Source organism: Actinosynnema sp. NPDC037264 (assembly GCF_055603705.1).
The window spans coordinates 17,133-41,320 of sequence record NZ_JBVJVK010000061.1 but is presented as its reverse complement, the minus strand read 5'-3'; the positions used below and the strand labels follow the sequence as shown (position 1 = coordinate 41,320).

Below are 24,188 nucleotides of genomic sequence, written 5' to 3'. Positions count from 1 at the left end.
CGCCCGAGTGTGAGAAGGGCCCCGGGAGCACGCTCCCGGGGCCCTTTTGTTCACGTGTTACTTCGGCCACTCCCAGCGGATGCCGAACACGCCGGGCCCGAAACCGAGCGCCACGGCGTGCACGCCACCCGCCGCGTCCAGGGCCAGGTTGCGCCGCCGGGACGGGGTGTCGTCGCCCGCGGGCACGCTGAACTGCTGGCAGCGGGCGGGCAGGTTCGACTGGTCGAACCGCACCTCGATCACGTACTCGCGCACCGGCAGCCGGAACTTGCGGGCGAACGTGTTGTTGCCCGCCGGGTAGTGACCCTCGGCGAACAGCAGCTCGTACTCCATGATGATGGTCTCGCCCCTGGTCAGGGGTCGGTCGAACATCATCTCGGCGGCCATGATGTTGGCCTCGGTGTCCTCGACCACGCGGCCGAGGTGGCAGTTGCGCAGGTTCACCACCTGCGGCAGCACGTTGGCCTGCTCGGTCTCGAACACCAGCGCCCACCGGTCCGGGCCGTCCTGCTCCGCGCGCAGGATCTGGCGCACCCACACCGAGCGCTGACCGCCGTCCGCGGCGATCTCGATCCGGTCGTGCTGGCTGATCCGGCCCAGCTTCACGTCCGACGACGTGTCCACCTTCGTGAGCAGGTTCGCCACCCGCTCACGCCGCGCCCACAGCGCGTCGATCGGCATCATCGTCGTCGGTCGGGACCGCCTGCCGCGCGGGCGCGGCGGGCCGAGCAGCGCCGACAGGCCGGCCTGCGGCACGCCGAGCACGGTCTCCAGGTGGCGCAGCGCCTCCAGCGACTCGGGTCGCTCGGGTCGGCGTCGGCCGGACTGCCAGTAACTCAGCGTGGCGACACTGATCGTGACCCCGCGCAGCGCGAGCCGGTGCTGGATGCGGTCGAGACTCAGCCTGCTGGCTTTGATCGCGGCTCTCAGCGCCTCGGGGAACGGTCCCGTGGTGAGAAGCTGCGCAAGACTGCCGTGGCCCGTCGAGTCGAGTTCGTCGACGGACAGGTTGGGTCGACCGGCAGCGTTGGTCATTGTGACTCCCCGCTGTCATGAGATCACGCCCCAGTGACCCTACCCGCCAACGCAGGGCGTTGGTGCCTTCCAGGTGGAGTCATTGATTGGGCCATACGGGTTACGAGTTCACTGGGATGGGCATCGTTCTGTCAAGTGGTGAACATCCGTGCTCTCCCCTTTGTAAACCCACCGGTAACATTGTGCAACGGCGGCTTCGGGGTCCTGGCACCGGCCCCTTCGGTACTGGTATGCGACCGCGCGCGGAGTCGCCCCACCGGCCACCTGCCGTTGGCGGTCGTTGATCCGTTGGGCCTACTGTGTGCCCGGTGACCGCCGCCCAGGACCTCGTGCCCCTGCCGGAGGACCCGTTGACGGAGGTCGCCGCCGCCGTGCTCGGCGACGGCCACCACGTGGTGCTCGACCTGCTCGACGTCGTGCGCCACCGCGGTGGGCCGCCCGTCGACGTGGTCCGCGCGGGCGACGACCTGCTGCCCCGGTTGGCGCACGAGAACGCGCTCGACCAGGCGCTGCTGCTCGCCCGCCAGGCGCTGCGGCCCGGCGGCCTGTTCGTCGCCGCCGTCCCCGAGCTGGACAAACTCGGCCGGCTCCGGCCCACCGCGCCGCCGCCGAAGGTGTCCGGGCGCGGTCCGGAGCGGCAGGTGACCGTGCAGCTGTGGGACTGGTCGGCCGACGGCGAGTCCTACGCCTTGGAGGTCGTGCGGCTGGTGCGCGGCGCGGAGACGTGGGAGGTCGCGAACACCGTGTCGACCCGGCACCGCGTGCTGTCGCCCGAGCAGATCTCCGCCTCGCTGACCGACGCCGGGTTCGGCGCCGTGCAGCGGCTCTCGCCCGCCGAGTGCGGGCACCCGCTGCCGGTCTGGGTCGCGGTCGCGCCGGCATGAACGCCGCGCCGCCGTGACCAAGGTCCGCCCGGTCTCCGGCGGCGGCCGGGCGGTCGAGGTGCCGCCCGAACGCCTGGACGGGTGGTTCTCGCGGTTCGCCGCGCGGCACGGCGGGGTGGTCTCGACGTCGGTGACGCCTGGTCGTTGCCTGGTCACGGCGGTGGACGGGGCCACGGCCTCGGTGTCGGCCGCGTTCGGTGAATTCACCCCTCAAGGTGAGGCTGAAGGTCTGGTGCTGGACGCGTTGCTGGCGTACGCGCTCGCGCCGCGCCGGATCGGGCTGCTGCTGGTGCGGCTCGGCGGGCACAGCATCGGCGTGGCGCAGGACGGCGTCGTGCTGGTGTCGACCACGGACAGTCGTCAGGTGCACGGGCGCAACAAGGCGGGCGGGTGGTCGCAGCAGCGGTTCGCGCGGCGTCGGGAGGGGCAGGCGCGGGTCGCGCTCCAGGCGGCGGCGGACGACGCGGCGAGGGTGTTGGCGCCACGGCTCGGTGAGCTGGACGCGGTCGTGCTCGGTGGTGACCGTCAGGCGTTGGACGCCCTGCGGGGTGACCCACGGCTGAGCGACGTGTTCGCGTTGGCGTCGCCGCGCGTGTTGGATGTGCCGGAGCCTCGGCGGGCGGTGCTGGACGAGGCCGCCGTCCGGGCCCGGGCGGTGGAGATCGTCGTCCGGGAAACTCCCGGAACTCGTGACAACCCCCGCCGCACCCGACCGCATTCATAAGGGTGAGGGGGCGCCGAACCGCGGTGGCCCCGCGAACCCGAGGAGCAGTCTTGCTGCGCAAACGACTCGCGCTGGCGGCCGGGGCCGTCGTGCTCGGCGGCATCGCCGTGGCCGGGACCGCGCTGGCGTCCGGCGGTGGCGACGAAGCGCCCGCGTCGACCACGACCACGCCTCCCGTCACCTCGGTCACCACGTCGCCGATCACCACGTCGCCGATCGCCACCTCGCCGCCGACCACCGCGCCGATCGAGACCACGCCGCAGTCGACGGTCACCGAGCCGCCGATCAGCACCAGCCCCGGGCCGTGGCCGACGACGACCACCCTGCGCCCGGAGCCGACCTCGTCCCAGCCGCCGGCGACCACGACCACGGTGACCACGTCGCCGGGCGCGTCGTTCCCGGCGACGACCACGACCACCAGGCCGCCGCTGCCGACCACGACCGTCACCACGAGGCGCTGACGGCGTGAGCTGGGACGCGGAGTTCACCCACTACTTCGACCGGTGTGCCGACTCGATGCGCTTCACCGCGTTCTTGTTGTGCGGCAACCACCACGAGGCCGAAGACGTGGTGCAGTCCGCGTTCCTCAAGCTCTACCTGGCCGGGCCGAAGCTGGTGCGGCGTGACGGGCTCGACGGCTACCTCCGGCAGATCGTGGTGCGCACGTTCCTGGCCGAGCGCCGCCGCGTGCGGTGGAAACGGGAGAAGCTCACCGACGCGATGCCGGAGGTGCCCGAGCCCGGGGTGCTGAGCGAGGACCGGCTGGTGGTGTGGCAGGCGTTGGGCGCCGTGCCCGCGAAGCAGCGGGCGACGCTCGTGCTGCGGTACTGGCACGACCTGGGGGTGGAGGAGACGGCCGCGGCCCTCGGTTGCTCCGTGGGCACGGTGAAGAGCAACACGAGCCGCGGCCTCAAGGCGTTGCGGCAGAGGCTGGGACCGGAGTTCGGCGAGTTGTGGCAGGAGGTGTCGCGCGGTGCTTGAGGACGAGCTGAAGAAGACGTTCGAACAACTGAACATCAAGCCGCAGCCACGCACGTTCGGGGCCGTGGACATCGTCCACCGCGGCGCCGCCGTCAAACGCCGCCGGCGCACCTACGCCGTGGCCGCGACCGGCACCGGCACCGCCGTGGTCGCGGTGGTGGTCGCCTTCGCCCTGAACCAGCCCCCGAGGCAGGACGACAACAGCCCGGCGGGCCCGCCGATCCCCACCACGAGCAGTTCGACCCAGTCCAGCCCTTCTCCCACGACCACGGACCCCGGCGTCTCGTCGTCGGCGGAGATCCCGGCGTCCACGACCCCCACCACCACGACCAGACCCGGCCGCACCGGGACCACGACCAGCCCCAGTTCCACCTCGACGACGACCACCACGACCGTGAGGACCACGAGCCCCGGCACCACCGCCCAGTCCACCGGCACCGAACCCCTGCGAACCACCACCCGCTGACCACCGGCCCCACGACCTGCCGGCACCGCCCGCAACGTGCGGCCCGCCCTCGCCACGCACTGGCACCAGCGGCGGGACTCGTCCGTGAGGAGCCCCGCCGTCGACCCGCCGTGAGGCCGACCTACGCCAACGTTCCCGTGGCGAGCAGCCCGCCGTCCACGCGCACGGTCTCACCGGTGATCCACTCGGCGGCGTCCGAAGCCAGGAACGCGACCAGCCGCGCCACGTCCTCCGGCGTCCCGAGCCGCTTCATCGGGTATCCGCCCGCCGCCTCCTCCTCCCGTCCCGTGTACAGGGCCTCGGCGAACCGGGTCTTCACCACCGCCGGCGCGACCGCGTTCACCCGCACCTTCGGCCCGAGCTGCCACGCCAGCTCCTCCGTCAACCGGATCAGCGCCGCCTTGCTCGCCCCGTACGCCCCGATCACCCCGGTCGACCGGATCCCTCCCACCGACGCGACGTTCACCACCGCGCCGCCGTGCTCGCTCATCCACGCCTTCCACGCCAGCTGCACGAACCCGAGCGCGGCGACCACGTTGACGTCGAAGATCTTCCGCACCGCGTCGAGGTCGGCGTCCATCAGAGCGCCGAACACGGGGTTGATGCCGGTGTTGTTCACGAGCACGTCCAGCCGCCCGAACCGCTCCAGGGTCGACTCGACGGCCTGCGCCCGGTCGTCGGCGTTGCCCGCGTTGCCCGGCACCGCAAGCACACGATCAGGTGAAACGCCGGCCGTGACCGCCAGCGACTCGGCCGCCGCCGTGACCGCCTCCGCCTTGCGCGACGTGATCGCCACCGACGCGCCGCGCGACAGCAGCTCCAGCGCGATGCCGTGCCCGATACCCCGACTGGCGCCCGTGACCAGGGCCGCCCTGCCCGTGAAGTCCGAAGTCATACCGCGCAATGTATGCCGGTGGACACACACTGCTAATCCAGTGGCGCCCACCCCGTAGACTGGGGCTCGTGGTCATCCTCATCGAGTAGGTCCCGCGCCGGCCGCGCCGTTGACCTCGCATGACCACACACCCGGAGTAGAACTTGATCACCGCAACCGATCTCGAGTTGCGCGCGGGCTCGCGCATCCTGCTGTCCGACGCCACCCTCCGCGTCCAGGCCGGCGACCGCATCGGCCTCGTCGGCCGCAACGGCGCGGGCAAGACCACGTCGCTGCGCGTCCTCGCGGGCGAGGGCCAGCCGTACGCGGGCGACATCCGCCGCAGCGGCGAGCTCGGCTACCTGCCGCAGGACCCGCGCGAGGGCGACCTGTCGGTCATCGCCAAGGACCGCGTGCTGTCCGCACGGGGCCTGGACCAGCTGCTCCGCGACCTGGAGAAGATGCAGTCCACGATGGCCGAGCTGGTCGACGACGCCGAGCTGCAGGCCGCCGTGCGCAAGTACGGCCGCCTCGAAGAGCGGTTCGCCGCCCTCGGCGGGTACGCGGCCGAGAGCGAAGCCGCCCGCATCTGCGCCAACCTCGGCCTGGCCGACCGCGTGCTCGCCCAACCGCTGCGCACGCTGTCCGGCGGTCAGCGCCGCCGCGTCGAGCTGGCCCGCATCCTGTTCGCCGCCTCCGAGGGCGGTGTCGGCGCGAAGTCCAGCACGATCCTGCTCATCGACGAGCCGACGAACCACCTCGACGCCGACTCGATCGCGTGGCTGCGCGGGTTCCTCAAGTCGCACGAGGGCGGCCTGGTCGTGATCAGCCACGACGTCGAGCTGCTCGACGACGTGGTCAACAAGGTGTGGTTCCTCGACGCGACGCGCGGCGAGGTCGACATCTACAACATGGGCTGGAAGAAGTACCTCGAAGCGCGCGCCGCCGACGAGAAGCGCCGCCGGCGCGAGCGCGCCAACGCGGAGAAGAAGGCCGGCGCGCTCATGGCGCAGGCCGACAAGATGCGCGCGAAGGCCACCAAGGCGGTCGCCGCGCAGAACATGGCCCGCCGCGCCGAGAAGCTGCTGTCCGGCCTGGACGACACCCGCCAGGCGGACAAGGTCGCGAAGATCCGCTTCCCGCAGCCCGCCACGTGCGGCCGGACGCCGTTGACCGCGGAGGGTTTGAGCAAGTCGTACGGCTCGCTGGAGGTCTTCAGCGGCGTCGACCTGGCCATCGACCGCGGATCACGCGTGGTCATCCTCGGGCTGAACGGCGCCGGCAAGACCACGTTGCTGCGGCTGATCGGCTCCATGGAACGCCCGGACAGCGGCGAGGTGATCGCCGGTCACGGCCTCAAGCTCGGGTACTTCGCCCAGGAGCACGAGACGCTCGACCACGAGGCCACGGTGTGGCAGAACATCCGCCACGCCGCGCCGGACACGCCGGAGCAGCAGCTGCGCTCGCTGCTGGGCACGTTCCTGTTCAGCGGTGAGCAGCTCGACCAGCCCGCCGGCACCCTGTCGGGCGGCGAGAAGACCCGGTTGGCGCTGGCCGGCCTGGTGTCGAGCGCGGCGAACGTGCTGCTGCTCGACGAGCCGACGAACAACCTCGACCCGGCCAGCCGCGAGCAGGTGCTCGACGCGTTGCGGCGGTACGAGGGGGCGGTCGTCCTCGTCACGCACGACCCGGGCGCGGTGGAGGCGCTTGAGCCCGAGCGGGTGATCCTGCTGCCCGACGGCACCGAGGACCACTGGTCCCAGGAGTACCTGGAGCTCGTGCAGTTGGCCTGAGGCAAGGGGTTTCGCCTCTCTCACCCGAACGTGAGCACTGATCGACTCTGCGTGATCAAACGACCGCTCGCAGATCATTTCGCTTGATCACCTGGCGTTCTTGGTCTTCGTGTTCGATCATTGCGACGACAGGGGCTTTCGAAGGCCCGACCTGCTGTCTACGGAAGGCGGGACAAGGTGGCTGACCTGAAGAAGGGCGCCCGGATCACCGGCGCCACGCGGGACAAGCTGGCCGCTGACCTGAAGAAGAAGTACGAAAAGGGCGCGAGCATCCGGGCGTTGGCCGAGTCCACCGGGCGCTCCTACGGCTTCGTGCACCGGGTTCTCAGCGAGTCCGGTGTGCAGCTGCGCGGTCGCGGTGGCGCCACCCGCACGAAGAAGAAGTAAGCTACCCTCCGGTAACCACATGGCGTCGGGGAGAGACGACGCCTGACGAAACCCGGAGGTTCACGCATGTCGGCACCGACCACCATCGACGCCGACCTGCTGGAACGCGGAGGCGTGCGGCTCGTCGTGGACGGACCGCGCGCGACGATCACGCTCGACCGTCCCGACGTGCTCAACGCACAGACGCCGTCGACCTGGGTGGCGTTGCGGACGATCGGTGAACAGCTGGGCCCGGACGTCCGCGTCGTGGTCGTCCGGGGTTCCGGTCGCGCCTTCTCCGCCGGGCTCGACCGGCGCATGTTCACGGGCGCCCCGGTGGAGGGCGAACCGGGTCTGCCGGAGATCACGCGACGGGGACCCGAAGCAGGCGCCGCGCTGATCGCGGAGTTCCAAGAGGGCTTCCGCTGGCTGCGCGACCCGGCTCGGGTGACGATCGCCGCGGTGCGCGGGCACGCGATCGGCGCGGGCTTCCAGCTCGCCCTGGCGTGCGACTTCCGCGTGGCCGCCGACGACGCCAAGTTCTGCATGGCCGAGACCTCGCTCGGCCTGGTGCCCGACCTCGGCGGCACGCTGCCCCTGGTGCGCCTGGTCGGGTACTCGCGCGCGGCCGAGATCTGCCTGACGGGGCGGCGGGTCGGCGCCGAGGAGGCGTTGCGGATCGGCCTCGCGAACTCCGTCGTGCCCGTGGACGGGTTGGACGGCGCGGTCGACGCGTTCGTCGGGCAGTTGCTGCAGCCGATGCCCGGCGCCGTGCGGGAGACGTTGGCGCTGCTGGCGTCTGCGGCCGATGGTGCTTCGGAGGAGGAGCAGCTGCGGGCCGAGCGCGAGGCCCAGCTACGCCGCCTCGGTGAGCTGACCGCCCTGCTCGGCGGTCAGGGCTGACGTGCGGCCGAACACGATCGGGTGAGATCGGGCCAAAAATGTACGGAAACACTGTTCCCGTACATCGGTTGATATGACCGAGCCCCGAACCACCCCGCCTACCCCGAACCACCCCGAACCACCCCGCCCCACCGCCGCCACCCCGCTCCGCCGCCACCCCGCTCCGCCGCCACCCCGCTCCGCCGCCACCCCGCTCCGCCCACCGCCACCCCGCTCCGCCCACCGCCACCCCGCTCCGCCCACCGCCACCCCGCTCCGCCCACCGCCACCCCGCCCACGCAGCCGAGCCGGAGCCCGACCCCGAGCCGGAGCCGGAGCCCGAGCCGGGGCCGGGGCCGGGGCCGGAGCCGGAGCCGGAGCCGGAGCCCTACGCAAACGCTTCCCTGACCGCGTGTCGCCGGCGGGTGCGGGAACGTCGAGAGGGCCGGTGGCGTTACCGTCTGGCGTGGACGGATCCTGGGGATTGATGCGCAGCGCGATGCGTGCGTCGGACGCGCCGACGGCGGTGCGGCGTGGGACGTTCCGGCGAGTGCTGGCTTTCGCCAGGCCGCACCGGGCGAAGTTGGTCGTGTTCCTGCTGCTCACGGTCGTGTCGGCGGTGCTCGCGGTCAGCACGCCGGTGTTGGCGGGACGCGTGGTGGACGCGATCGTCGGCGGCCGGGACGTGTCGGTCGTCGTGTGGCTGGCCGTGGTGATCGCGGTCATCGCGGTGGTGGACGCGGGGCTCGGGTTGGTCGAGCGGTGGCAGTCGGCGCGGATCGGGGAAGGCCTCATCCACGACCTGCGGCGCGCCGTGTACGAGCACGTGCAGCGCATGCCCATCGCGTTCTTCACCCGAACGCGCACCGGCGCGTTGGTCAGCCGGTTGAACAACGACGTGATCGGCGCGCAGCGGGCGTTCACCTCGACGCTCTCCGGCGTGGTCACCAATGTCATCCAACTGGGGCTCTCCCTGGGCGTGATGTTCACCCTTTCGTGGCAGGTGACCGCGCTCGCCCTGGTGCTGCTGCCCGTCTTCGTGATCCCCGCGCGGCGCATGGGCAACCGGATGGCGGACCTCCAGCGCGAAGCCTCGACCCTGAACGCGGGCATGATCACCCAGATGACCGAGCGGTTCTCCGCACCGGGCGCGACGCTGGTGAAGCTGTTCGGCCGACCGGAGGACGAGAGCGCCGAGTTCGGCGAACGGGCCGCGCGCGTCCGCGACATCGGCGTCCGCACGGCGATGGCCACCCGCTGGTTCATGACCGGCCTGACCCTGGTCTCCGCCCTCGCCCAAGCCCTGGTCTACGGCCTCGGCGGCTACCTCGCGCTGACCGGCGACCTGGCCGCCGGCACCGTCGTCTCGCTCGCCCTCCTGCTGACCCGCCTCTACTCGCCGCTCACCGCCCTCGCCAACGCGCGGGTCGACGTGATGACCGCGCTCGTGTCGTTCGAACGCGTCTTCGAAGTCCTCGACCTCAAACCGATGATCGCCGAACCTGACCAACCGCGCCGCGTGCCCGACGGCCCGGTCTCCGTCGAGTTCGACGACGTCCGCTTCGCCTACCCGGCGGCGGACAAGGTCTCACTGGCCTCATTGGAATCAGTGGCCACATTGGACACACGCGGTGGCGAGGAGGTGTTGCACGGCATCAGCTTCCGCGCCGAGCCCGGTCGGATGGTGGCGCTCGTCGGCTCGTCCGGCGCGGGCAAGTCGACCATCGCCTCACTCGTCCCGCGGCTCTACGACACCGACTCCGGCGCGGTCCGGCTGTCCGGTGTGGACGTGCGCGAGCTGGCGTTCGACTCGATCCGGCAGACCGTCGGCGTCGTCACCCAGGACGGTCACCTGTTCCACGACACGATCCGCGCGAACCTGACCTACCCGCGACCGGAGGCGACCGAGGACGAGCTGTGGGACGCGTTGCGCCGCGCACGCCTGGACCACCTCGTCGAATCGCTGCCCGACGGCCTCGACACCGTGGTCGGCGAACGCGGCTACCGGCTCTCCGGCGGCGAACGGCAGCGGCTCACCATCGCCCGGCTGCTCCTGGCCCGGCCGCGCGTGGTCATCCTGGACGAGGCGACCGCGCACCTGGACTCCGAGTCGGAGGCCGCGGTGCAGGTCGCGCTGACCGAGGCGTTGCGCGGTCGGACGGCGGTGGTGATCGCGCACCGGCTGTCCACGATCCGCGCGGCCGACCAGATCCTGGTCGTGGAGGCCGGGCGCGTGGTGGAACGCGGCACGCACGCCGAACTCCTGGCGGCCGAGGGGCGCTACGCCGAGCTGTACCGCACGCAGTTCGACGAAGCGCCCGCCGCGGACCTGGAGTCGGCCGTCTGACCGCGTGCCGTCCGGGCGCGCCACGCGGAAGGTGCCGCTAGAGCGCGCCGAGGAACGTGCCGGTGGCGGCCACCGCGACCTTGGACGAGCCGCCGTTCACCACCAGCACGGCGAACGCGACGTCACCCCGGTAGCCCATGAACCAGCCGTGCGACCGCGTGCCGTCACCGAACTGGGCGGTCCCGGTCTTGCCGCGCACCGCGCCGTACCCGGCCAGTTCGCGCGCCGTGCCGCCGGTGACGACCTCGGCCATCATCGAGCGCAACGCGCCCGTCACCCCACCCGGCAACGCCGCCGGCGCCTGGCCCTCGGTCGGGATCTCCCGGATCAGCTGCGGCACGGGCGTGCGGCCGTTGGCCACCGTGGCCGCGACCAGCGCCATGCCGAACGGCGTCACCTGCGTCTCACCCTGGCCGATGCCCGCCTCCACCCTGGCCGGCACGGACTCGGCGGGCGGGATCTTGCCGGTGTTCGTGGTGATGCCCGCGACCGTGAAGTCCGACGCGAGCCCGAAGTAGGCGGCGGCCTGGGGCAGCGCGGTCGCGGGCAGGTCCGCCGCGAGCCGGCTGAAGCTGGTGTTGCACGACGCCGCGAACGCCCGGTGCAGCGGCACCGTGCCCAGCTCGAACGAGTCGTCGTTGGTGATCTGCCGGGTGCCGATGGTCGCCTTGCCCGGGCACGCCACCGGGGTGTCCGCCGTGGCCAGGCCACCGGTCAACGCCGCGGTCGCCGTGACGACCTTGAACGTCGACCCCGGCTCGTAGTGGCCGTAGAGCGCGAGCGGGTCGTTCCCGACCGCCGCGTTCTGCGCCACCGCAAGGATCTCGCCGGTCGACGGCTGGACCGCCACCAGCATGGCCTGCTGACCGCCGACCTGGTCGACCGCGGCCTGCGCGGCGGCCTGCGTCTTGGGGTCCAGCGTGACCGTCATCGACCGCGCGGCCTGCGCCTTCTGCTCCTGGAGCACGGCCACCGCCGTCCCCGCCGCGTCCACGACGGCGACCTGCCACCCCGGCGTGCCCTTCAACGTGCCGACGGCCTGCCGCACGGAGTTCATCACCACGGGCGCGAAGTCCGCCGGCACCGGCCGACCCGTGCGGTCGAACAACTGGCCGTCCGCGGGCGTCGTGGTGTAGGCCAGGCTCTGGCCCTCCGCGAGCTGCGGGTGCAGCACGGACGGCGACCAGTGCACGAGCCACCGGTCGTCCACCAGCCGCAGCTCGACCTTGGTCGCGTACTCGAGCGGCACGCCGCCCGGCAACGTCCACGTGACGTTCGCGTCCACCTCGGCCGTCGTGACGCCGTCGGCGACCTGCGGCAGCCGGCCGAGCTGCGCCTGGAACGACGCGCCCGGCATGCCCTGCCGGGTGCGGGCGATCACCGCGCCGGCCGCGTCCGCCGCGTCGGTGACCGCCGCCGCCTGTCCCGCCTGACCGGACGTCATGGCGGTGAAGAACTGCTGGGCGACGACGCCCGGAGCCACCCGTTCGGGCTTCTTGGCTGAGGGCTCGTCGCCCGACCACAGCACGAGCACGCCCGCGACGATCACCGTGACCGCCGCGGCGCCCCCACCTGCCAACACCCAGCGTTTCATCCTCTTGTTCACGAAATTCCCCCCTTGGCGTCCGGAGATTAACCCGGACGTGTGGAGAATTCGTGAAAGCCGACTCAGCCCAGCTGCGGCACCCGAGTCTGGTACTTGCGCAGCAGGTCGGCGTTGGCCGCGTCGCCGCCCTCGACGTTCGCGCTGCGCCACAGCGGCAGCGGCACGCCCGCCTCGGCGGCCTTGTCGAACAGGCGCACCATCAGCAGGTTCCACAGGAACGCGGTCGCGATCGTGGACACGGCGGCGGTGACGGGGTTCGCGAGCGGGTAGGTCGCGTCGCCCGGCGGCACCATGTTGTCCAGCACCACGGTGGCGTTCTCGGCGAGCGTGGTGCCCGCACGGCGGGGTGCGAGCGCGCTCGCCGCGACCGACGTCACCGCGACCACGGGGCAGCCCGCGTCCGCCGCGAGCACGGCCAGCTCCACCGGGTACGGGTTCACGCCGGAGGTGGAGAAGACGAACAGCACGTCGTGCGCGGCCAGGCCCGCTTCGCGCAGCACCTCGGCGGCGAGGCCGGAGCGGCGTTCGGCGGACGTGCTGCTCACCGCGCCGTGCATGGGCAGCAGTTCGGGGTGGTAGATCGGGCGGACGCAGGCGAGGCCGCCGGCGCGGTAGAACGTCTCGGCGACGGCGGCGAGGGAGTGGCCCGCGCCCGCCGTGAGCACCATGCCGTCCGCGCGGACGCTCGCCAGCACCAGTTCGGCCACGTCGTCCAGGGCCGCCGCGTTCTGCTGCTCCACCCTGGTGAGGTGGGTGCGCACGACGTCGCCGTAGTCGGTGTCGGTCACGGGCTCGGTCGTCATGCGGTCCTCCAGTGGTCTATACCAAACGGTGCCGGTGCCAAGTCCTACCGGATCGTCCCATCACCCGCCAGGGTGTTGACCCTTGAACATCGTCGGTGTTCAAATGAACGCCATGGATGTGTCCTGGCGTCACGAAAAAATCCTCCACCGCTTGCGGGGCGGCGAGCGGGTGTCCGTCGGTGTCCTGGCGGACCTGGTGGGCACTTCGGAGATGACGGTGCGGCGCGATCTCGACGTGCTGGAGCGGGAAGGGCTGCTCCGGCGCGTGCGCGGTGCGGCGGTGAGCATGTTGACGGGGGAGGAGACGCCTTACGCGGCGCGGGCGCGGCAGCGGTTGGAGGCGAAGCGGCGGATCGGTGGCGCGGTCGCCGGTCTGCTGGACGACGGCGAGACCGTGGTGCTCGACGGCGGCAGCACCGCGGTGGAGGTGGCGCGGTGGCTGGTCGACCGGCGGCTGACCGTCCTGCCGCTGTCGTTGCACTCGGCGGACGAGCTGCGGGGCGCGGAGCAGGTGCGGATGGTGTTGCCGGGTGGCGACATCCGGCCCGGTGAGCTCGCGTTCGTGGGGCCGTTGACGGAGCACGCGTTCCGCGTGATGCGGTTCGACACGATGGTGCTCGGCAGCTGTGGGCTGAGTGCGCGCAACGGGGTGTCGGCGCACGACCTGGGCGAGGGTGCGGTGAAGCGGGCGGCGGTCGAGGCGTCGGCGCGGGTGATCGCGGCGATCGACAGCTCGAAGTTCGGGCGCACGGCGTTCGGGCGGGTGTGCCCGGTGGAGGAGATCGACGTGCTGGTCACCGACTCGGACGCGCCGGAGGAGGAGGTGAGCCGGATTCGTGAGGCAGGGGTGGAGGTGAGGCTTGTCTGACGCCGGGGTGCGCGTGGGGCCGCGTCGCGCGCGGGTCGCGACGGGCCGGGCGGCACCGGGGTGGGCCGGGTGCGGGGTGGGCCGGGCGCGCGTGCTGCGGGCGGGTAGTCGCTCGGGGTGCGCTGCAAGGGGCAATCCGCTCGGGCCCGGGTCGCCGGGGCGACCCGGGCGGGCCGGGCGTCGTCAGGAGGCACGTGCGGGCCGGGTCGCGTCGATCCGGGATGGCTGGGAGGCGGGTGCGAGGCGTGGCGGTGGGCGGTGGGGCGGCGGCGTGGTGGTAGGGCCGTGGCGGTGTGTCGGGTGGGGTCGGGGTGGTGAGGGACGGCGGGGTGGTTCGGCGCTCGGCATAATCAACCGAGGGGCGGTAACAGTGTTTCCGTACATTTTCGGGCGATGATCACTCGATGGTGTGACGGGCGGGGACCGGGACGGGCATGAGGGGTGCCGGTGGGGACCGGGGCGGGCGTGGCGGGGTGACGGGTCGGGCGTGGCGGGTGCCGGGGGTGGGGACCGGGGCGGGTGTGGTGGTCGGCGGCCCGTCAGGGGCGGCGGTAGCGGGGTTCTACCGGGGGCAGTGGTTTCTCCGGCAGGTTGGCGTGGGCCTTGGTCATGAAGTCGAACCACGTCTTCGCGGGCAGGGTGCCGCCGTAGATGTCACCCTCGCCGCACAGGCGGGGTGGGCCCGCCTTCACGCAGATGCCCCGTGGCGACGTGCTGTCGTTGAACACCTGCACGGCCCCGGCGTAGTCGGCTGTCGCACCCAGGAACGCGGCTGACTTGTACTCCTCCGTCGTCCCGGTCTTCCCGAGCGCCGGCCGGGTCCACCCGAAATCCTTCGCCGCCGCCGCGGCCGTGCCGCGACCCTGGTCGTCCTCGCTCAGCCCGACCGCCAGCGCGTTCGCCAACGGCTCCTCCACGGCCTGCTCGCACGGCTGGTCGGCGTACCCCGTGTCCTTCCCGTGCCGGTCGGTGATCTTCATGATCGGCGTCGGCGGGCACCACACGCCGCCCGACATCAGGGTCGCCGCCACGTTCGCCAGTTCCAGCGTGCTGGTCGGCGCCGGCCCGAGGGTGAACGACGCGTTCCCGGACCCCTTGTAGAAGTCCGCCTGCGTCACCCGCAACTCCTTCTGCTTCGACTTCGGGTCCGGCGGCACGCCCGCGATGTTCGTCGCCAACGTGTCCCGCATCCCCAGCCGGTACGCCATGTCGACCACCGAGTCCAACCCGACCCGCTCCTCCAGGATCACGAACGCCGTGTTGGGGGAGGTCGCCAACGCCTCCTTCAACGGCATCCGGGGCGGGTAGCTGCCGTCGTGGTTGCGCAGGCAGTACCAGTACGTGAACGGCTCACCGGTGCCCGGACACCCCGGCGCGCCACCGCGGAACACGCGTGAGGTGTGCGAACCGGGCGACTCGACGATGCTCTCGATCCCGAGCCCGCCCTTCTCCAACGCCGCCGCGGCCGTGAACACCTTGTACACCGACCCGGCACCGAACTTGTTCTCCACCGCGCTCGGCAGGTCGAACTGCGTCTGGAACTGGTCCTTGTGCAGCCCGTAGTCGCGGTTGGCCGCCAGCGCCACCACCTCGTGCCGCTCCTTGCCCGGCCGCACGACCGCCGCCGTGTTCGCGATGCCCTCCGTCGTCTTCGGCACCTGCGCCTCGGCCGCCTGCTTGGCCTGCCGCGTGAGGTCGCGGTCCAGGGTGGTCTGGATCGTGTAGCCGCCGATCTTCAACTCGTTCAACGAGTAACCGTTGCGGGTCAGGTGGTTGACCACGAACGAGCAGTAGAACCCGAACTCCACCCCGGACCCGACGCACCCCGTCGACAGTGGACGGACCGGCGTGGCCAAACCCAGCGGCGCGCGCTTGTGCACCTCGGCCTGCTCGTGCGACAGCTTGGCGTTCTCCACCATCAGGTCGATGACCATGTTCCGCCGCTCGACAGCCTTGTCCGGCCGGGCCTCCGGGTCGAGGAACGTCGGGCTGTTCACCATCCCGGCGAGCATCGCCGCCTGCGGCACGGTCAACACGTCCGGCGTGGTGTTGAAGTACGCCTGGGACGCCGCCGCGATGCCGTAGATCGTGCCGCCGAACGGCACCACGTCCAGGTACCGCGACAGGATCTCGTCCTTGCTCAGCTGGGACTCCACGTGCACGGCGATGCGCGCCTCGCGCAGCTTGCGGGCGATCGTCTGCTCCTGCGCCTTCTTCTGCCCGCTGACGTCCTCCCGCTCCAGCACGTGCACGAGGTGGTTCTTGACGTACTGCTGCGTGATCGTGGACGCGCCCTGCGTGGTGCTGCCCTCGGACTGGTTGCGCATCGCGGCGCGCAGCGTGGCCAGCCAGTCGACGCCGTGGTGCTCGTAGAACCGGCGGTCCTCGGCGGACACCAGCGCGTCCTTCATGACCTGCGCGACCTTGTCCGGCGGCGTGAGCACGCGGTACTGGTCGTAGAGGTAGGCGAACGGGACGCCGTCCTTGTCCGTGATCGTCGTCATCAGCGGCGGCGGCGAGTCCAGCATGTTGACCGTGGTGGCCGCGACGTGGTCGCTCATCCGGTTCGACACCAGGCCGGCGGCTCCGACGACCGGGATCGCCATCCCGGCGAGCAGCAACCCGGCCACGAGGCAGAGGCCCATGAGTTTCGCGAGGGAGGCGGTGCGCATGACTGGGGAGTTACGCTCGGACGGGCGGCGGAAACACCGCGGAGTCGGGTTCACCGCAACGTCTGGACAATCGCGGTCCGACGTTTAACACCGCATTGTTCACCCGTTCGTGGACGATTCTACGCACGGTGGTGCTACGCCACGTCGTAGTGGGCGTCGGAGCGGTTGAAGGCGGCGCTGGCGAGGTCGGCCGCGTGCCGCATCGCGGCGGCGTGCAGCGCGGTCAGCGACAGCGCGTCGGCCTGCGCCCCCGGATCGCCCTCGGTGGGTTCCAGCCTCGACTCGGCGGTCACGTAGACGACGCACTCGGCGGCCACGCTGAGCCGCCGCGCGAGGAACGCCACGGCCCTCATCAGCCGTTCCGCCTCGGCCTCGGTGATCGGCACGACCCGCGGCGGGTCGGCGTCGACGTCCTCGTCGACCTGCTGTCGACTGGCCCGGCACGCGAGGCCGCGGTCCCACAGGCCGGCCGCCTCGTGCAGTGACTCGATGAACGGCTCCCAATCCACTGAGGTCGAGGTCATGGTTCTCACCTTCTGTGCGTCGCGCTCACCGGGTGAGTGCCCCCGGAAGTGGAACTTCATGCCGGCTTTCCCCGGCGGTCGACGAATTGATCGTCACCCACGCACACCATTCGATCACGTGGCGTGCCGCGAAAGACGGCTTCTGTCATTCGTTCAGGTGTAAACGACTTCTTCAGGTTGTCCGGGCACCAGCGGTGGTAGCCGTTCGAGCAGAAAGCCACGGCCGCGAGCCGGCGCCGAGCCGCCGCGAGTCGCCGAGTCGAGCACGGCTCCGCCGAGGCGGGGTGACGGGGAGGAAGTCCAATGCCGGCGCGATCCCACAAGTGGCCGTCCCTCGCGACCGCGTCGGCGGTGGTGCTCGCCTGCCTCGCCGCCCTGCACGTGCCGGCGACCGGGGCGGAGCCGGGCGCGGAGGACCCCGCCGACCACGCCGCGGGCTCGCAGATCGCCAAGCACGAGGGCGCGAACCCGGTCGACGCGGACGAACTCGTGCTCACCGGCCCGACCGTCCCCGGCATGGACGTGAGCAGCCACCAGGGCGACGTCGACTGGCCGCACTGGTGGAACCAGGGGATGCGGTTCGCCTACGTCAAGGCCACCGAAGGCACCGGTTACGTCAACCCGAACTACGGCCAGCAGTACGGCGGCTCGCACCAGGTGGGCATGGTCCGCGGCGCGTACCACTTCGCGCTGCCCGACAAGTCCGACGGCGCGGCGCAGGCGAACTACTTCGTCGACCACGGCGGCGGCTGGGCCGCCGACGGCAGCACGCTGCCCGGCGCCCTCGACGTCGAGTACAACCCGTACGGCGACGACAAGTGCTACGGCCTCGCGCCCGAGGCGATGGTGGCCTGGATCCGCCAGTTCAGCGACACCTACCACTTCCGCACCGGCCGCTGGCCGGTGATCTACACGTCCACCACGTGGTGGGACCTGTGCACGGGCCGCCTCGGTGACTTCACCGCGACGAACCCGGTGTGGGTGGCCCGCTACGCCGACAGCGTGGGCCCGCTGCCGCACCGCTGGTCGGCGCACGCGATCTGGCAGCACACGTCGACCCCGATCGACCAGAACCTGTTCAACGGCACCATGGACGACCTCGTGGCGCTGGCCCGGGGCTGAGTCGTCCGGAACGGCGGCAGCCATGCACATCGACAAGTCCCAGGGCACGCCCTTCCCCGTGCGGTGGCGCGGCTACGACCGGCGACAAGTGGACGAGGAGCTGATCCGCACCAGGTGGGAGCTGGCCCGCCTGCGGGAGGAGCTGGAGGTGCTGCGGACGGACCGGGACGGCGCCGTGGCCACCGCCGACGACCTGATGCGGGAGCTGGAGGACGCGCGCAGCGAGCTCGGCGAGTACCGGGTGCTGCACGCGGGTTACGCGAAGGACAACGCGGTGTCCGGCTGCATCCGCTACCTGATGCACGTGGCCAGGCAGAAGGCGGACGCCTTCGAGACCGACGCGCGGGAGCGCAGCGAGCAGATGCTCAAGCGGGCCGAGGAGGTGGCGCGGCAGCAGGCCGTGCTGCTCGACGAGACCGAGCAGGAGACGCAACGGCGGCTGGCCGAGGCCGAGCAGCGCGCCCGCGAGATCGTGCAGGAGGCGACCGCGGAGGCACGTGCCCTGCTCGCGACCCACGTGGACGGGCCGGACCGCTGGACCGCGGACACCGAGCCGCCGCTCGACGTGCCGATGCCGCGCATCATCTCCGGCCCGCTGCCCGTCGTGCAGCCGGACGCCGAGGAGCAACGCCCGACGTCGGCCTGAAGGAACTGCCGCCGCGCCCGACCGCCACCGCGAGCGGCCCGGCACGGAGAAGCCGACCCGGGCGCGGCGCGCTTCACCGGGGCAGGTCGCGCGGGTGGTCCACGTCGTCGCCGTCGGCCACGTCGCCGCACGGCACGTCCAGCGCACCGTGCGCCCGCAGGTAGTCCCGCGCGCCCGCGTCACCGACCGCCGACGCGGCCACCGCCGCCCAGTGCGCCGAGCCGAGCAGCACGGGGTGGCCGGGCGCGCCGCCGTACGAGGCACGCGCCAGCGCCGTCGGCGACGCCAACGCCCCCAAGCGCTCGACCGCCGCCACCGTGACGCCCGGCGTGTCCACCGGCAGCACGACCACCGCGTCGACCACTGCGTCGACGACCGCACCGACCTCGCCACCGGTCAGCGCGGCCAGCCCGGCGCGCAGCGACGAGCCCATGCCAGTGGCCCAGTCGGGGTTGTCCACCACGACGCAGCCGTCCAGCGCGGCCCTCGCGCGCACGGACGACGCCGAGGCGCCGAGCACCACGACGACCGGCGCGCACCCGGCGTCCCGCAGCACCGCCGCTGCCCGGTCGACCCACAGCACGCCGCCGTGCGTCACCAGCGCCTTGGGCCCGCCGAACCGCCGCCCGGCGCCCGCGGCGAGCAGCAACCCCGCGACCGGCATGCGGTCACACTAGGGCCTCGTGCCCCCTCAACTCCGCCCGGCTGGCCACCGCCAGCTTGCGGTAGACCCTGGTCAGGTGCTGTTCCACCGTGCTCACGGTGATGTGCAACCGCATCGCGATCGCCCGGTTGCTGTGGCCACACGCGGCGAGGGTCGCGACCCTGCGCTCCGAGTAGGTCAACTCCGTCATACGCGAGAACACGTGCGGCGGCGCGGCAGCGGTTCAATCAGGACGCGAGATGCTCCAAAAGGAGTGCCGTCAACGCCTCCGGCGCCTCTTCCGGCACCCAGTGCGACACGTCCTCCAGCATCTCGAACCGGTACGGGCCGGTGACCCAGTCGCCGGTGCTCAACGCCGCCGTCGACCCGAACGCCACGTCCTCGGTGCTCCACACGTACATCGTGGGCACGGACACCTTCCCGGCCTTGCCGCCCGGACGCCCGGCGCGGTACCAGTTCAGCGCGGCCGTCAGCGCGCCCGGCTCGGACAGCCGCCGCACGTACTCGTCCACCCGGCTCGGCGGCACCCGCCACTCGAACATCTGCCGCAGCGCCGCGCCGTCGTCGGCCAGCATCCGCTGCTCGGTGCCGCCGTTGCGCCAGTCGGTCATGTACCCGGACCGCAGGTGCTGGTCCTCGTCGGTGCGCAGGGCCTCGGCGAACGCGCCGGGGTGCGGCGTGGACACCACGGCGAGCTTCCGCACCCGTTCGGGGTGCTCGGCCGCGGTCCACCACGCCACCGCGCCGCCCCAGTCGTGGCCGACCAGGTCGAAGGTCGACCAGCCGAACGAGTCCGCCACCGCCAGCACGTCGCCGACCAGCGCGTCGACGCCGTACTCGGCCGCCCGCTCCGGCCGCACGCCGGGGGAGTAGCCGCGCTGGTCGAACGCCACCGCGCGGAAACCCTCGCGGCCGAGCACCGCCACCTGGTGCTCCCACTCGACGGCGGCCTCCGGGAAGCCGTGCAGCAGCAACACCGGCCGGCCGTCCTCGGGGCCTGCCGCGATCGCGTCGAAGTCGCCCTCGTCGGTCCGCACGCTCAGCTGTTCGATCACGGTGATCTTCAGTCCCATCACTCGACCGGTCCACGTGTTCCGGTGCGCATTCTCGCGCGCGGTGGCGGGCCGAAGTCGCGCCGGGCCGCCGCTCCGGCACCGACTTGCCCGCACCACCGGCGGTGCCACCATGAAAGGGCGCCGGCCACGCGTGGGCCGGCGCCACCACCCGTCCGACGGCCGCCGGCGATCCACGGCGTTGTGGGCACCGCGCGCCGGCAGCCCCAGGAGTGGCCGACATGATGCCCAGAACCAGCCGGCGTCCCCTCGACCTGCCCCGCCCGGGCGAGGGCGTCTGGCCCGGCCTGTGGAGCCCGCCCCGGTCCGTCGTGCGGGCGCGGATCGCCGAGGTCCTGTTCCGCCGCGCCGTGCGCGCGTTGCCGGTGCGCGTGCTGCTGCCCGGCGGGCAGGTGCTCGGCGCTGGCGGTCCGGGCGCGCCCGACCTGCGCGTGCACCGGCCCGAGGCGTTCTTCCGCCGGCTCGGCGTGGACGTCAAGATCGGGTTCGGCGAGGGGTACATGGTCGGCGACTGGACGTCCACCGCGCTCGCCGACCTGCTGACCGCGTTCGCGGCGAAGCTGACCACCCTGATCCCGCCGGGGCTGCAGCCGCTGCGCCGCTGGGTCGAACGCCGCCACCCCGCCTCCGACGGCAACGACGTCGTCAACGCGCGGCGGAACGTCCACCGGCACTACGACCTGTCCAACGACCTGTTCCGGGTGTTCCTCGACGACACGATGACCTACTCGTCGGCCTGGTTCGACGGCTCCGGCGGCACGCTGGCCGACGCGCAGCTGCGCAAGATCGACGGCGTGCTGGACTACGCGGGCGTGCGCGCGGGCAGCCGGGTGCTGGAGATCGGCACCGGCTGGGGCGCGCTGGCCATCCGGGCCGCGCGGCGCGGCGCGACCGTGACCTCCCTGACCCTCTCCGCCGAGCAACGCGCGCTGGCCGTGCGGCGGGCGGAGGAGGCCGGTGTCGGCGACCGCGTCACCGTCCACCTGCGTGACTACCGGGAGGAACGCGGCCGGTACGACGCGGTGGTGTCGGTCGAGATGATCGAGGCCGTGGGCGCGGAGCACTGGCCCGCCTACTTCGCCGCGGTCGACCGGGCGCTGGCCCCCGGCGGCCGGTTCGGGCTGCAGTCCATCACCATGCCGCACGACCGGATGCTCGCGAGCGCGTCCAGCTACACCTGGATGCACAAGTACATCTTCCCCGGCGGCCTGATCCCGTCCGTCCGGGCGATCGAGGACGCCGTGCGCGAGCACACCTCGATGCGGGTGGTCGACAGCCGCGAGTTCGGCCGCGACTACGCCGAGACCCTGCGCCGGTGGCGGGAGCGGTTCGGTGTCCCGGTGGGACGAGGTGGCCTCGCTCGGCTTCGACGAGACGTTCCGGCGGATGTGGGAGTTCTACCTGGCCTACTCCGAAGCGGGCTTCCGGGTGGGCTACCTGGGTGTCCGCCAGTTCGCCGCGGTGAAGTAGCCGATCACCGTCACTGGGCCGAACGGCTCGTCCGCCGTCACGGTCGGGTGCTGTCCTGACCACGCTGCGTCGGATCGTGGTCGGCTTTGGCCTGTGCGGTATCAGGAGCCCCGCTGCGTGCTCCTCATCAGTGAGCCGGGATGGCCGGAGGTCCGACAGAGGGTGAGGAGGTCGCCGGATGGTGCAGCAAGCGTCCGTGCGGGCCGACGTCGAGGTGGGGGTCGGCGCGGTCCGCTACGCCGCTGACGTGCCCGGTCGGCCCGAGGTCAGGCTGGTCGTCGGCGAGGGCCCGCGACAGGTGACCGCCCAGTGGCTGGCGGAGGCCGAGCTGTCCGAGCTGGTCGACGAGGCGCTGCTCGGGGAGCCGCGCGCGATCGGCCAGCTCCTGGCGCGCATCCAGCCGCTGGTGCTGCGCTACTGCCGGGCCAGGGTCGGGTCGAGGGAGCGCACGCTCGTCTCGGCGGAGGACATCGCCCAGGAGGTCTGCCTGGCCGTGGTGTCGGCGCTGGGCACGTACCGCTACGAGCCGGGCTCGTTCCTGGCCTTCGTGTACGGGATCGCCGCGCACAAGGTGGCCGACGCGCGAAGACGCGCGGTGCGCAGCCGGGCCGAAGTCGTGCCCGAGCTGCCGGACACGCCGACCCTGGAGGCCGGGCCGGAGCAGCGGGCCATGACGGGTGAGCTGATCGGCCACGTCGCGCAGCTGCTGCAGAAGCTGCCGGAGCGGCAGCGGGAGATCCTGGTGCTCAGGGTCGCGGTGGGGTTGTCGGCGGAGGAGACGGCGGCGGCCGTCGGCTCGACCGCCGGCGCGGTGCGCGTCGCGCAGCACCGTGCGCTGGCCCGAATGCGCGAGATGTTCGCGGCTGTCGACGGCTGACCCGGCCTGGCATCGTTGGGTCATGGCCGCCACGCCTCCGCTCGTGACTCCGTCGGCTTCACCCCCCGCGTCGGAACCGGTGTTCGACGTGCTGCTGTCCGGGACGGTGTTCCTCGACATCATCTTCACCGGCCTGCCCCGGCCGCCCGCGCCGGGCACCGAGGTCTGGGCCGAGGGGCTCGGGTCGTGCCCGGGCGGCATCGCCAACCTCGCCGTGGCGCTGAGCAGGCTGCAACTGCGGACCGCGCTGTCCGCCGCGTTCGGCGAGGACGCCTACGGCGACTTCTGCTGGGAGGTCCTGGCCGAGCAGGAGGGCGTCGACCTCACCTACTGCCGCCGGTACTACGGCTGGCACTCGCCGGTGACCGTCTCCATGGCGATGGACCGCGACCGGTCGATGGTGACGCACGGCCACCGGCCGCCGGTGTCGGCCGACGAGATCCTGAACCCGCCGCCGCGGACGCGGGCGTGCTTCGTGCACGTGGGCGCCGAGGACGAGCGGTGGGTGACCCAGTCGAAGGAGCAGGGTGCGCTGCTGTTCGCCGACATCGGGTGGGACCGGACCGAGCTGTGGGCGCCCGAGCTGCTGCGGCGGCTGGAGCACTACGACGTGTTCCTGCCCAACGACGCCGAGGCCCAGCGGTACACGCGCAGCGACACGCCTGAGCGCGCTGCGATGGCGTTGGCCGAGCACGTGCCCGTGGTGGTGGTGACGCGGGGTGGTGGGGGAGCGGTGGCGGTCGACTCGGCCACCGGGGAGGTGGTGGACGTGCCGGGGCTGAACGTCGCGCCGCTGGACTCGACCGGCGCGGGGGACGTGTTCGGCGCCGGGTTCGTGCTCGGGACCTTGTCGGGCTGGCCGCTGGCGGACCGGGTGCGGTTCGCGAACCTGTGCGCCGCGCTGTCGGTGCAGCACTTCGGCGGGTCGCTCTCGGCGCCGGGGTGGGTGGACATCGCCACGTGGTGGCGGACGGTGTCGCGGCGGCCGGACGAGGAGCTCAAGGGCTACGGCTTCCTGGAGGACGTGCTGCCGAACCACGCGGGGGTCGAGGTCCGCCGGGCCAGCGCAACCATCCGCCTACGCGCCTCCGACTGACCACCACCACCCGCGTCGCCCGCCACCGCCGGACCGCCCGCCGCTGCCTTGCCGCTGCCGACTGAGGACCGCCGACCGAGCACCGCCGCCGACACGCCGGAAAGCCCGCCGGAACCACCCGATCGTGATCTTGTCGGCGGCGAACACCTGTTCGATCATGGACCTGTCGCCGCACCGATCGGACCCGGCGCCGACGGGGTGGGCGTGCCGCCGGGTGGGCGTGAGGCTGATCACCTCGCGGTGCCTGGCGGGCTCCGCCGTCCGGCCCAGTGGGGTTTGACCACGGGCTCCGGTGGGCAGGAGTAACTTCGACAACCGTCGTCGAAGATCGCGCCCGAAACTTCTGCTCCTCGCGGAGCAACCCGCGGTGCTCTTCGTGCGACTTAGTCAGTGGGGGTTCCCGCGGGGTTGTGGA

General features: G+C 72.2%; 23 protein-coding genes and 1 pseudogene. 14 read left to right on the top strand and 10 right to left on the bottom strand.

What is annotated here, in order from left to right; genetic code table 11:
- Positions 1 to 57 precede the first annotated feature (57 nt).
- Positions 58 to 1,035 (bottom strand): helix-turn-helix domain-containing protein, encoded by a 978-nt coding sequence (locus tag ACZ7GX_RS37955; RefSeq protein ID WP_077005242.1) that lies wholly within the window; start codon positions 1,033 to 1,035, stop codon positions 58 to 60.
- 308 nt (positions 1,036 to 1,343) lie between these two features.
- On the opposite strand from ACZ7GX_RS37955, the gene ACZ7GX_RS37950 reads away from it, so the two are divergent.
- From ACZ7GX_RS37950 to ACZ7GX_RS37935, 4 genes are read left to right on the top strand one after another with little or no spacing between them, the layout of a single operon-like run.
- Positions 1,344 to 1,919 (top strand): hypothetical protein, encoded by a 576-nt coding sequence (locus tag ACZ7GX_RS37950; RefSeq protein ID WP_498784250.1) that lies wholly within the window; start codon positions 1,344 to 1,346, stop codon positions 1,917 to 1,919.
- A gap of 13 nt (positions 1,920 to 1,932) precedes the next feature.
- Complete coding sequence (locus tag ACZ7GX_RS37945; RefSeq protein ID WP_498784248.1) at positions 1,933 to 2,643, top strand: acVLRF1 family peptidyl-tRNA hydrolase; 711 nt, start codon at positions 1,933 to 1,935, stop codon at positions 2,641 to 2,643.
- A gap of 50 nt (positions 2,644 to 2,693) precedes the next feature.
- Entirely contained in the window at positions 2,694 to 3,104 is a 411-nt protein-coding gene (locus ACZ7GX_RS37940; protein ID WP_498784246.1) for a hypothetical protein, read from the top strand.
- Positions 3,105 to 3,108: 4 nt separating this feature from the next.
- Positions 3,109 to 3,624 (top strand): SigE family RNA polymerase sigma factor, encoded by a 516-nt coding sequence (locus tag ACZ7GX_RS37935; RefSeq protein ID WP_498784245.1) that lies wholly within the window; start codon positions 3,109 to 3,111, stop codon positions 3,622 to 3,624.
- 111 nt (positions 3,625 to 3,735) lie between these two features.
- On the opposite strand, the gene ACZ7GX_RS37930 is transcribed toward ACZ7GX_RS37935, so the two are convergent.
- Entirely contained in the window at positions 3,736 to 4,083 is a 348-nt protein-coding gene (locus tag ACZ7GX_RS37930) for a hypothetical protein (RefSeq protein WP_498784243.1), read from the bottom strand.
- Between the two features lie 128 nt (positions 4,084 to 4,211).
- A complete protein-coding gene (locus ACZ7GX_RS37925) occupies positions 4,212 to 4,985 on the bottom strand; it encodes an SDR family oxidoreductase (RefSeq protein WP_498784241.1) in 774 nt (257 codons plus the stop codon).
- 143 nt (positions 4,986 to 5,128) lie between these two features.
- Here ACZ7GX_RS37925 and ACZ7GX_RS37920 point away from each other — a divergent pair, with 143 nt between their 5' ends.
- The 4 genes from ACZ7GX_RS37920 to ACZ7GX_RS37905 all read left to right on the top strand — a co-directional run bounded on the left by ACZ7GX_RS37920 (position 5,129) and on the right by ACZ7GX_RS37905 (position 10,352).
- Entirely contained in the window at positions 5,129 to 6,757 is a 1,629-nt protein-coding gene (locus ACZ7GX_RS37920; protein WP_498784239.1) for an ABC-F family ATP-binding cassette domain-containing protein, read from the top strand.
- A 177-nt stretch (positions 6,758 to 6,934) separates the two neighbouring features.
- Positions 6,935 to 7,144: a helix-turn-helix domain-containing protein gene (locus ACZ7GX_RS37915; RefSeq protein ID WP_015103570.1), complete on the top strand. Its 210-nt coding sequence runs from the start codon at positions 6,935 to 6,937 to the stop codon at positions 7,142 to 7,144.
- Positions 7,145 to 7,210: 66 nt separating this feature from the next.
- On the top strand, positions 7,211 to 8,026 hold the full coding sequence (locus ACZ7GX_RS37910; RefSeq protein ID WP_498784237.1) for an enoyl-CoA hydratase/isomerase family protein: 816 nt from the start codon (positions 7,211 to 7,213) through the stop codon (positions 8,024 to 8,026).
- A gap of 445 nt (positions 8,027 to 8,471) precedes the next feature.
- On the top strand, positions 8,472 to 10,352 hold the full coding sequence (locus ACZ7GX_RS37905) for an ABC transporter ATP-binding protein (protein WP_498784235.1): 1,881 nt from the start codon (positions 8,472 to 8,474) through the stop codon (positions 10,350 to 10,352).
- 37 nt (positions 10,353 to 10,389) lie between these two features.
- Here the strand turns inward: ACZ7GX_RS37905 and ACZ7GX_RS37900 are convergent, their stop codons facing one another.
- Both ACZ7GX_RS37900 and ACZ7GX_RS37895 read right to left on the bottom strand, forming a co-directional pair.
- A complete protein-coding gene (locus ACZ7GX_RS37900) occupies positions 10,390 to 11,934 on the bottom strand; it encodes a penicillin-binding transpeptidase domain-containing protein (RefSeq protein WP_498784234.1) in 1,545 nt (514 codons plus the stop codon).
- An 86-nt stretch (positions 11,935 to 12,020) separates the two neighbouring features.
- Complete coding sequence (locus tag ACZ7GX_RS37895) at positions 12,021 to 12,761, bottom strand: SIS domain-containing protein (protein ID WP_498784232.1); 741 nt, start codon at positions 12,759 to 12,761, stop codon at positions 12,021 to 12,023.
- 103 nt (positions 12,762 to 12,864) lie between these two features.
- On the opposite strand from ACZ7GX_RS37895, the gene ACZ7GX_RS37890 reads away from it, so the two are divergent.
- Entirely contained in the window at positions 12,865 to 13,629 is a 765-nt protein-coding gene (locus ACZ7GX_RS37890; RefSeq protein ID WP_498784230.1) for a DeoR/GlpR family DNA-binding transcription regulator, read from the top strand.
- A 539-nt stretch (positions 13,630 to 14,168) separates the two neighbouring features.
- Here the strand turns inward: ACZ7GX_RS37890 and ACZ7GX_RS37885 are convergent.
- Together ACZ7GX_RS37885 and ACZ7GX_RS37880 are read right to left on the bottom strand one after the other, a co-directional pair.
- On the bottom strand, positions 14,169 to 16,301 hold the full coding sequence (locus tag ACZ7GX_RS37885; protein ID WP_498784228.1) for a transglycosylase domain-containing protein: 2,133 nt from the start codon (positions 16,299 to 16,301) through the stop codon (positions 14,169 to 14,171).
- Between the two features lie 134 nt (positions 16,302 to 16,435).
- The gene (locus ACZ7GX_RS37880) at positions 16,436 to 16,825 is read right to left on the bottom strand and encodes a hypothetical protein (protein WP_498784226.1); all 390 of its coding nucleotides are present in this window, start codon (positions 16,823 to 16,825) and stop codon (positions 16,436 to 16,438) included.
- 303 nt (positions 16,826 to 17,128) lie between these two features.
- Here ACZ7GX_RS37880 and ACZ7GX_RS37875 point away from each other — a divergent pair, with 303 nt between their 5' ends.
- Complete coding sequence (locus ACZ7GX_RS37875; protein WP_498784224.1) at positions 17,129 to 17,947, top strand: lysozyme; 819 nt, start codon at positions 17,129 to 17,131, stop codon at positions 17,945 to 17,947.
- Between the two features lie 22 nt (positions 17,948 to 17,969).
- On the top strand, positions 17,970 to 18,593 hold the full coding sequence (locus ACZ7GX_RS37870; RefSeq protein ID WP_498784222.1) for a hypothetical protein: 624 nt from the start codon (positions 17,970 to 17,972) through the stop codon (positions 18,591 to 18,593).
- A 73-nt stretch (positions 18,594 to 18,666) separates the two neighbouring features.
- Here ACZ7GX_RS37870 and ACZ7GX_RS37865 read toward each other — a convergent pair whose 3' ends face one another.
- The 3 genes from ACZ7GX_RS37865 to ACZ7GX_RS37855 are packed head-to-tail and all read right to left on the bottom strand — an operon-like array spanning position 18,667 to position 20,330.
- Positions 18,667 to 19,257 carry a nucleotidyltransferase family protein gene (locus ACZ7GX_RS37865; RefSeq protein ID WP_498784220.1) on the bottom strand — a complete coding sequence of 197 codons (591 nt, stop codon included), beginning with the start codon at positions 19,255 to 19,257 and terminating at the stop codon, positions 18,667 to 18,669.
- Between the two features lie 4 nt (positions 19,258 to 19,261).
- A complete protein-coding gene (locus ACZ7GX_RS37860) occupies positions 19,262 to 19,447 on the bottom strand; it encodes a helix-turn-helix domain-containing protein (RefSeq protein ID WP_498784218.1) in 186 nt (61 codons plus the stop codon).
- A gap of 37 nt (positions 19,448 to 19,484) precedes the next feature.
- Complete coding sequence (locus ACZ7GX_RS37855; protein ID WP_498784216.1) at positions 19,485 to 20,330, bottom strand: alpha/beta fold hydrolase; 846 nt, start codon at positions 20,328 to 20,330, stop codon at positions 19,485 to 19,487.
- A 221-nt stretch (positions 20,331 to 20,551) separates the two neighbouring features.
- On the opposite strand from ACZ7GX_RS37855, the pseudogene ACZ7GX_RS37850 reads away from it, so the two are divergent.
- From ACZ7GX_RS37850 to ACZ7GX_RS37840, 3 genes and pseudogenes are all read left to right on the top strand, one after another.
- A pseudogene (locus tag ACZ7GX_RS37850) lies at positions 20,552 to 21,800 on the top strand (class I SAM-dependent methyltransferase).
- Positions 21,801 to 21,978: 178 nt separating this feature from the next.
- A complete protein-coding gene (shbA, locus tag ACZ7GX_RS37845; protein WP_498784214.1) occupies positions 21,979 to 22,677 on the top strand; it encodes an RNA polymerase sigma factor ShbA in 699 nt (232 codons plus the stop codon).
- Between the two features lie 22 nt (positions 22,678 to 22,699).
- Positions 22,700 to 23,773, top strand: coding sequence for a PfkB family carbohydrate kinase (locus tag ACZ7GX_RS37840; RefSeq protein ID WP_498784212.1), 1,074 nt, complete (start codon positions 22,700 to 22,702; stop codon positions 23,771 to 23,773).
- The last annotated feature ends 415 nt before the right edge of the window (positions 23,774 to 24,188 follow it).